4 protein-coding genes are annotated in these 6,961 nt (G+C 50.2%); all 4 read left to right on the top strand.

Going from position 1 to position 6,961, the window contains the following annotated elements; all coding sequences use genetic code 11:
• Positions 1 to 227: 227 nt before the first annotated feature.
• On the top strand, positions 228 to 2,627 hold the full coding sequence (locus BWI93_RS27150; RefSeq protein ID WP_094817069.1) for an ABC transporter permease: 2,400 nt from the start codon (positions 228 to 230) through the stop codon (positions 2,625 to 2,627).
• A gap of 20 nt (positions 2,628 to 2,647) precedes the next feature.
• A complete protein-coding gene (locus BWI93_RS28035; RefSeq protein ID WP_176454355.1) occupies positions 2,648 to 2,812 on the top strand; it encodes a hypothetical protein in 165 nt (54 codons plus the stop codon).
• Between the two features lie 249 nt (positions 2,813 to 3,061).
• Positions 3,062 to 5,455, top strand: coding sequence for an ABC transporter permease (locus tag BWI93_RS27145; protein ID WP_094817068.1), 2,394 nt, complete (start codon positions 3,062 to 3,064; stop codon positions 5,453 to 5,455).
• Between the two features lie 105 nt (positions 5,456 to 5,560).
• On the top strand, positions 5,561 to 6,961 hold a 1,401-nt coding region (locus tag BWI93_RS27140; protein ID WP_141217621.1), incomplete at its 3' end, for an ABC transporter permease.

Here is a 6,961-nt window from a genome sequence, read left to right as displayed (position 1 = left end):
TGAACGACCTACGACAGCCGCAATGCGGTGGCCCAGAGCGGGCAGTTGCTGCCATGGGATGGCCCCCATGGAATGTCAGGCGTGCTTACGGGAACAAATTCGGTCTGTTCAAAGCGAAATACATTAATCCATCTATTATTGAGTTGTTAGCCGCTTCACTCGTTAGGAGTTTTTGAAGAAACCAATACGAACTCTTTCCAACCATCAACGGACAAACCATCCATCCCATGCTACGTAACTACTTCCTGGTCGCCTATCGCACCCTGCTTCGATACAAAGGCTATACGCTGCTTAATGTATTGGGCCTAACGTTGGGCATTGCCTGTAGCATCCTGATTTTTCAGGTGATTAAATTCCAGACCAGCTTCGATCGCTATCACGCGAACGCAGATCGGATTGTGCAGGTGACTACGGAAAATAAGGACGAAAATGGGGTGAGTCATTCGTCCGGCGTCCCCGCCCCCGTCGCCAAGGCTCTGCGAAACGATTTTGCCTTTCTGGAACGCGTGTCGGTTCTCATGGCCGTAGGCAATCGCCTCATCACCATTCCGGACAGCAAGGGTACGGTTCAGAAAAAATTCAAAGAAGAAAAAACCATCGGTTTTGTTGAACCCGATTACTTCCATATTCTGGATTACCAGTGGCTGGCGGGTTCGCCGAAGGAACTGACAGCTCCCAACACCGTCGTACTCACCCAGAAAATGGCCGAAAAATACTTTGGCACGGAGCAGGCGGTTGGGAAGATAATTCGTCTGGAAAATACCATGGATTTAAAGGTAACGGGCATCGTAGCGGATATTCCCGAGAATACGGACCGCCGCCTGGAAGTATTCATTTCCTGGGCCTCCATGCCCAAGCAATGGGACGGTATTGAGGTAGATAACTGGGGTTGGACCAATTCCAGCACGAACTGTCTGATCCTTTTTAAAAAGGAGGCTGACATTGAACGTTTGAATAAGCTGATGCCCGCATTTCGTCAAAAATACCTGGGCGAGGATGCGAAAGAGGGCTCCTACCCGCTGGTACCTTTGAAAAGACTGCATTTTGATTCGAATTACGGCGGAGCAAAGGATACGATGTTTTACGTACTGGCGGCGATCGGTTTGTTTCTACTGCTGACGGCCTGCATCAATTTCGTGAATCTGGCGACGGCTCAGGCTCTTAAACGTTCGAAAGAAGTAGGCGTACGCAAGGTCATCGGCGGTACGAAAGCCCAGCTTTTTGGTCAGTTCCTCACTGAAACTGGACTTATTACGTTCATCGCCATCGTGGTAGCCGTGGGCCTCAGCGAAGTACTGATTCCCCTGGCGAACGCAGCCATCAAAAATCAGACGAGTATCAATTTTACGGGTACGTTTTCCTTCTTTCAGGAACCACTCCTGTGGGCTTTTTTACTGGGTTTATTACTAGTGGTGACACTTCTGGCGGGCTTTTATCCGGGTATGATCCTGTCGGGTTTTCAACCCGTAGCCGCTCTGAAGGGCAAAATCAATACGCAGCAGGTCGGTGGTTTATCCGTACGCCGCAGTCTGGTGATCGTCCAATTCATTATCACTCAGGTATTGATTATCAGTACGATCGTGATTACCCAGCAAATGGGTTTTTACCGCAACCAGGACATTGGTTACGACCCTTCGGAGATCATTGTCATTCCCAACCCGACACCCGAACAGACCAATCTTCAAACCTTCCGGCATCGGCTTGGACAGGTACCCGGCGTCGAAGCCGTATCCTTTTTTGCGGCTCCGCCTACGTCTACCACTAATTTCTCCACCAACCATCGGTTTGGTTCCCACACGGAGGTTGAACCCTGGAGTCTGGTAATCAAGCCAGCTGACTATACCTATGCCAACACATTTGGCCTGAAATTACTGGCCGGTCGGAACATTATCGAAAGTGATACAGCTCGGGAATACCTGGTCAACGAAGCCTACGTTAAGAAATTAGGATTAAAAATTCAGGATGTACTTGGCCAGAATTTAGATGTCTGGGGCGTATCGGCTCCCATCGTAGGCGTGATCAAAGACTTTAATAATTTGTCCCTGCGGGAAGAAATCAGTCCGATTGCGATATTCTCCGCCCGTGACTTCCAGAAATTCGGGGCCGTCCGCGTCAGCACGCGTGATTTGTCCGGCACTTTGGCGGGCGTAGAGAGCGTTTGGAATGATACCTATCCTAATCACCTCTACGAGCAATCATTCATGGACGAGCGTATTGCGAAAATGTACAAGAGTGAATCCCTGATGCTGCAAACCATACGGATCTTTTCGTTCATCGCCATTTTCATCGGCTGCCTGGGCCTGTACGGACTGGTCAGTTTCCTGGCGGCTCAGAAAACCAAGGAGATCGGCGTTCGGAAAGTACTCGGTGCCAGTTTGATTCAAATCTTGGGATTGTTTGGAAAAGAATTTGCCCGCCTGATTCTCGTGGCCTTTGCCATCGCGGCTCCCCTGGGCTGGTGGCTGATGTCGCAGTGGCTGAAAGAATACACGTACCGGATTTCGATCGGCTGGGAGACGTTTGCTCTGGCCATTCTGCTCACCACCGCTATTGCCGCCCTGACTGTGGGCTGGCAATCCTTCCGGGCGGCCCTGGCCAATCCGGCCAAGAGTTTGAAAAGCGAGTAGGGTTTAAAGTTTTGGGTTGTTTGTTGTCAAGGATTCGGGTTGCTGGAACTTCCTGCGGATTCGGTTCGGGCTGGATTTTTGCCGGGGCGGCTCTGGCTACCCTAACGGTAACCCTACTCACCGTTAGCTATCAGGCCATCCGGGCGGCGTTGATGAATCCGGTTCAATCGCTGAAATCGGAATAATTCAATCAAAAGCACTAAAGAAAGCTGTTCGGAAGCGTACGACACATTGTACGCTTCCGAACACTTGTTTTTATATTAATTACTGAATACCAATACCTTAACACTTCTTACCTTTCATCGGCACGACTTTTCTAACCGGTAGATTAACTTTCACTTACCAGTCATTCCTATACGCCATTACTGAGTAAACGAAACGAACTACGCAGCTTTCGAGCACACGTTAACCCATACCTGCAACCCTTGCGACCGATGTTAAAAAATCATTTTAAAATCGCCTTTCGTAATCTGCTGAAAAACAAGATTTTTTCGGTGATTAATCTGCTCGGTCTGGCCGTAGGGCTAGCTGCTTTCTGGATGATTGGGTTGTACGTAGCGGATGAGCTGAGTTATGATCGCTTTCACGAAAATTCGGATCGGATTTATCGCGTAACACACGAGGCCAGTTGGGAGACGGGTCAGTTTAAGACCGCTCTTACTTCCGCTCCCTATGCTCCAACGCTGAAGAAAGATTATCCCGAAATCGAGCAGGCCGTACGCTTCGCTCCCGAAGGAGGTGGTTTGATCCAACGGGGCAAGACTCAATTGAGAGTCAATGACATGATCTTCACGGATGGGAACGTATTTCAGGTCTTTCAATTTCCTTTGCTATACGGCAATCCAAAAACGGCCTTAAGCAAGCCTAACTCGTTGGTTGTGACGGAACAGCTGGCGACGAAACTCTTCGGTAATCCAGCAAAAGCCCTGAACCAAACGGTATACCTGGAGAATAATCTGGGCAACGTCATCACGGGCGTTTTGCAGGATCTTCCCACGAACTCCCACCTGCAATTCAGTGCCCTGCGTTCCATGCCCGCTAACTTTACCGACGGCTGGCAAAACTTTAACCTGTACACCTACGTACTGCTTCGCCCGAATACGGATGCCGTAGTTTTCGAGAAAAAAATCCAACGTTTCTTCCCGGACCATTTACTCCAGGAGATGGGGAAAGTCAATTACCAGCTTAATCTTCAACCGCTGGTGGACATTCATTTACATTCGCATCTGAGTTTTGAAATGAGTGCGAATGGCGACAGTACCTACGTCCTGGTCTTCAGTATCGTGGCCGTACTGGTCCTGCTCATTGCGGCCATCAATTACATGAACTTAAGTACGGCCCGTTCCTCGCTACGGGTACGCGAAGTAGGTGTACGGAAAGCCATTGGCTCGGAGCGGAACCAGTTGGTGAGCTTGTTTCTGGCTGAGTCCCTGCTACTGAGCTTGTTCGCGGCAATTCTGGGTATTCTGCTAACGGAATTGCTACTGCCCTTTTTCAATACGTTTTCGGGAAAAGAGCTTTCCCTCTGGCAATTTGGCGTCCTGCCCAGCCTCGGCTTTCTGGTGTTCTTTTGTCTGTTGACGGGTCTGCTCAGCGGTACGTACCCAGCCTTATTCCTCTCGGGTTTCCGGACTATTCCGGCGTTGAAAGGCCAGTTAGGGAGTTCAGCCACTAACAAACGATTCCGGCAGTCGCTGGTTACGTTCCAGTTTGTGATTACAATTAGTATGCTGGTCGGTTCGGCCGTCATCTACCAGCAAATGCACTATACCGCAACGAAAGATCTGGGTTTCAACCGCGAGCAGACCCTGTCCTTTCACATTGATAAGATGGAGGTACGCAAGCACATTTCCGCCTTCAAGGAACAACTGTTGAAAAGTCCACTCATTACGGCTGCGGCTGCGGTTGGCAATCCCATTGGCAATAACAATATCGGCTCGCGGGGATACCACTTTGAAACCAACGGGAAAGTTTCGGATGCCAGCATGATGATGCAGCGGCTCGACGCAGACGAAGATTTTCTGACAACCATGGAAATTCCACTCCTCGCGGGTCGAAACTTTGATAAAAACCGGGAAACGGACGTCACGCAAGCGGTACTGGTGAATGAAACACTGGTAAAGAAACTGGGCTGGAAAGATCCCATCGGTAAAATCGTGGAAGCCAATACGGAAGATTCGGAAAGTCCCCGACTCCATTTTCAGGTGATTGGCGTCGTCAAAGATTTCCACACCTACTCCCTCCAGCATACGATTGAGCCGCTGGTGATTCAACGGGCTTTGGGTACGCAGCAGGATAACTTATACGTACGCATTCGTCCCGAACAAACGGAAGCAGCTCTGGCCTATATCCAAACAGTGTATCGACAATTCGATCCAGCCAGTGACTTCGAATATAGTTTTCTTGATCAGAACTTCGCTCACCAGTACGAAAGCGAGCAAAAGCAGGGCCAACTTTTACTCACGTTTACGGTACTCACCATTTTCATTGCCTGCTTAGGCTTGTTTGGCCTGGTTACCTTCACCGCCGAACAGCGTACCAAGGAAATCGGCATTCGGAAAGTCCTCGGAGCCAGCGTACCGAATATCGTCGGCATGCTCTCGAAAGATTTTCTGCTATTGGTCGGCGTTGCGGCTCTGGTTGCTTTCCCGCTGGCCTGGTACGCCATGCACCGCTGGCTCGAAGACTTTGCCTACCGCATCGAAATGCACTGGTGGGTATTTGCCGGAGCGGGACTGGTGGCACTGCTCATCGCCCTGCTCACCGTCAGTACGCAGGCGATCCGAGCCGCTACGGCGAATCCGGTACGTTCGTTAAAGTCGGAATAGTGAGGGAATGCCTGATCTACGCTTGTACCGAACTCTTTGTCTCCTTAGTAATTGTTAGAAAAGCTTCAGCAAAGCGATCATTGCTTAATCCTTATCTATCCAAAGATGCTAAAGAATTATTTCCTCGTCGCCTACCGAACCCTGCTTCGCTACAAGGGATACGCCCTGCTGAATATCCTGGGCCTGGGTCTGGGCCTCACCTGTACCGTGCTGATTTTTCAGGTCCTGAAGTTTCAGTTCAGCTTTGATACCTATCATACGAAGAAAGATCGCACGTACCGGGTGGTAACGGAATTTAGCGGAGAAAGCACGGAGTATCAGTCGGGCGTACCGCTCCCCCTCGGGCAGGCCCTGCGAAATGACTATTCCTTTTTGGAAAAAGTTGCGATGACCTACCTCCAGTACAATACCTTGGTCAGTGTCCCCAACTCCCGGCCTTTTAAGAAATTTGAGGAAGAAGAAACGCTCACCTACGCCGAGCCTTCGTACTTCGACATTCTGGATTACCAATGGCTGGCAGGAAACCCGAAGCACGCTCTGGAACAGCCCAATACCGTGGTGATGACGCGGCGAATGGCGGAAAAATACTTTGGCCTGGCGAACCCGATAGGTCTACGTCTGCGGATCAATAATGACCTGGATCTGAAAGTCAGCGGTATCCTGGCCGACATTCCCGAGAATACGGATCAGCGGCAGGAATTGTTTATTTCCTGGGCTACGCTACCGGGTTATAAAAACAACGTGGCGTATAAACTCGACGACTGGGGTGGCGTCAGTTCACGTACCCACTGTCTGGTGTTACTACGCGAAGGCACTTCGCCAGCCAGCGTTGAGCAGGCACTCAAGGGTTTCGTGAAAAAGTATCATCCGGACGATTACAAGGAAATTCGGCATCCGCTTATTCCCCTCACTGAATTTCACTTTTCAGCGGAATACAACGAGCAACTTACCGTCACGCAACTATACGCATTGGCTTCGGTTGGTCTCTTTTTGCTATTGACGGCCTGTATCAATTTCGTGAATCTGGCGACGGCCCAGGCCCTCAAACGCTCCAAGGAAGTAGGCGTTCGCAAAGTGATGGGCGGCACGAATGGACAGTTATTCGGACAATTCATCGCCGAAACCGGACTCATTACCCTGGCCGCCATTGCTTTTGCCGTATTGCTGGTAGAATTGCTGGCTCCGGTGCTGAGTCAATGGGTGCATCAGGCTTCGGACCTGAATCTGCTCGGTACGTTCGATCTTTTTTCCGATCCCCTACTGCTGATTTTTCTGGCTGTATTACTGATCGTCGTAACGCTATTAGCGGGTTCGTATCCGGGACTCATTCTGGCGGGTTTTCAGCCCGTCGCGGCCTTAAAGGGAAAAATCAGTACGCAACAAGTGGGCGGCATGTCCATTCGCCGAGGATTGGTGGTAGTTCAGTTTACGCTGACCCAACTGCTACTCATTGGAACGCTGGTGGTTACGCAACAAATGGATTTTTTCCGGGGAAAAGACATTGGC

It is taken from the genome of Siphonobacter sp. BAB-5385, from assembly GCF_002261125.1.
GTDB lineage: Bacteria > Bacteroidota > Bacteroidia > Cytophagales > Spirosomataceae > Siphonobacter.
This window is presented reverse-complemented; position numbering and strand designations above follow the sequence as displayed.

What these genes read in the sequence shown, in the direction of transcription:
- BWI93_RS27150 (WP_094817069.1), top strand. Translation starts at nt 228, where the DNA reads ATGCTACGTAACTACTTCCTGGTCGCCTATCGCACCCTGCTTCGATAC.
- BWI93_RS27145 (WP_094817068.1), top strand. Translation starts at nt 3,062, where the DNA reads ATGTTAAAAAATCATTTTAAAATCGCCTTTCGTAATCTGCTGAAAAAC.